Source organism: Coleofasciculaceae cyanobacterium (assembly GCA_036703275.1).
Classification (GTDB): Bacteria; Cyanobacteriota; Cyanobacteriia; order Cyanobacteriales; family Xenococcaceae; genus Waterburya.
The window spans coordinates 1-1,622 of record DATNPK010000045.1 but is presented as its reverse complement, the minus strand read 5'-3'; the positions used below and the strand labels follow the sequence as shown (position 1 = coordinate 1,622).

General features: G+C 39.5%; 4 protein-coding genes and 1 pseudogene. 2 read left to right on the top strand and 3 right to left on the bottom strand.

What is annotated here, in order from left to right:
- A pseudogene (locus tag V6C71_08955) lies at positions 1 to 80 on the top strand (DDE-type integrase/transposase/recombinase).
- Between the two features lie 51 nt (positions 81 to 131).
- Complete coding sequence (locus tag V6C71_08950) at positions 132 to 311, top strand: hypothetical protein (protein HEY9768617.1); 180 nt, start codon at positions 132 to 134, stop codon at positions 309 to 311.
- Here the strand turns inward: V6C71_08950 and V6C71_08945 are convergent.
- The 3 genes from V6C71_08945 to V6C71_08935 all read right to left on the bottom strand — a co-directional run bounded on the left by V6C71_08945 (position 288) and on the right by V6C71_08935 (position 1,417).
- Entirely contained in the window at positions 288 to 824 is a 537-nt protein-coding gene (locus tag V6C71_08945) for an IS630 family transposase (GenBank protein ID HEY9768616.1), read from the bottom strand. The genes V6C71_08950 and V6C71_08945 overlap by 24 nt on opposite strands.
- Before the next feature lie 85 nt (positions 825 to 909).
- Positions 910 to 1,077 carry a hypothetical protein gene (locus V6C71_08940; GenBank protein HEY9768615.1) on the bottom strand — a complete coding sequence of 56 codons (168 nt, stop codon included), beginning with the start codon at positions 1,075 to 1,077 and terminating at the stop codon, positions 910 to 912.
- A gap of 25 nt (positions 1,078 to 1,102) precedes the next feature.
- On the bottom strand, positions 1,103 to 1,417 hold the full coding sequence (locus tag V6C71_08935) for a helix-turn-helix domain-containing protein (GenBank protein HEY9768614.1): 315 nt from the start codon (positions 1,415 to 1,417) through the stop codon (positions 1,103 to 1,105).
- Positions 1,418 to 1,622 lie beyond the last annotated feature (205 nt).

The following is a 1,622-nucleotide window of genomic DNA, read 5'->3' as shown; positions in this document are numbered from 1 at the left end:
ATCGTGCCGTTGACAGTGAAGGTAAGACCTTGGACTTTCTCTTGACGGCAAAACGAGATACCAATGCGGCTAAACGCTTTTGACTCAAAGTACTTAAACGGACTCATATTCAAGAACCAAGAGTAATCAACATGGCGATTAAAGATGCGGAAGCAAGTTCCGCCTGTCTCGCCATCAATGTCGATAAGAATCCTTCTTATCCGCCAGCAATTGAGCTGCTCAAGAAGTCTAGCATTTTACCTGAAGATACCGAACTCAGACAGGTCAAGTACTTGAATAATACCAATTTAAATAGTATTAACGACAGATAGGGCATCTAAAATAAATGGATAACCAGTCAGTGAAGCAATGATTTTGGGAGTTAACTCTGCTAAGAGTTCGTCCAATTTAATTTGTAGTTCCGTTAGAGTTTTGAATGAAGACCATTTAAGGTCAGCCTTGAGATATTCCCACAGACGCTCAATCGCATTAAGTTCTGGACAATACGGTGGTTGAAACAACAAAACAACATTCTCTGGGATAATTAAATCCTTACTAATATGAAACCGACCATTATCTACTTGAAGAATATTGAGGCTATCTAGGTACGCTTGAGAAAATTCATCTAAAAATCGTTGATAACACTGAGCATCAACATGAGAAAACTGAAGAAAAAAAGATTCTCCTGTTGCTGGTTCTACCGCCCCATAGAGCCAAAAAGCTTTGAAGAGCCATTGCCATTTGCCAATTGGTTTAACTCCACAACCCGTAATCAATCGCCCGATAATTGTTTTTAACCCGAAACGACTCTCATCTGAGTGCAAAATAACGAATTGGTCGCTCATTTTGTCGAACTTGTCGATCGTACTGACTCAACAATTGGAGATCGTCACCAAGGTTTCTTGCTCCGTCCTATACGCTGAGGAAACCTCAGCGCGGGCGGTGCGCTTTTTTAAATGCTTCTCTTTGGCATTGTTGTTGCTTGTTATTTTCAGGGCGAGCTACCTTCAACTTTGCTTTGAGTCGATAGCGGGTCATTTGATATACTGCATGATACTCTGCTTCTACTCCTAGAGTTTTTGATAACCACTGCTGCACTGCTCCATAACTAGCGAAGCCATGATTATGTTCTTGTAACCGTTTTTCTAAAGCTCTTTCTGCCCAAGCCAGGAATTATTCGTACTCTTCCAGGATATGATTTGATTTCTAGCATCGACTCTATTCCTTCTTTTTTATATCTGGATAACCAGCTTTGTACTGTACCTCTATGTTTGCCTAACGAGTTCGCGATCGCATTAATCTTCGGTGCTTTTTCTTGTTTGAGTAAGTTTAGTACCTGTAACCTCTCTTTTTCCCTTGGGGTTTTTGCTTGGCGTAGTTTTTTTGCCAGTTCTTCTAAACTTTCTTTTACTTGTACTGAACTTACTCCTACCATCATTCACAATAAGCTAACTGCTTTTTTTAGTTTAGTCTATCTGTCATATATTCAATTTAAATTGGTATTACTTTTAATCAAACCCTTTTCATCTGTACTTTTGCAAGCATTCCCTCTCTTTTTTGTCCCGTACAGAGAGTGATGAAGACCAAGCTGGTCATCGGGTTAAATAAATTGTGTCCTAACCAGATTTCTTTTACTATTCAAT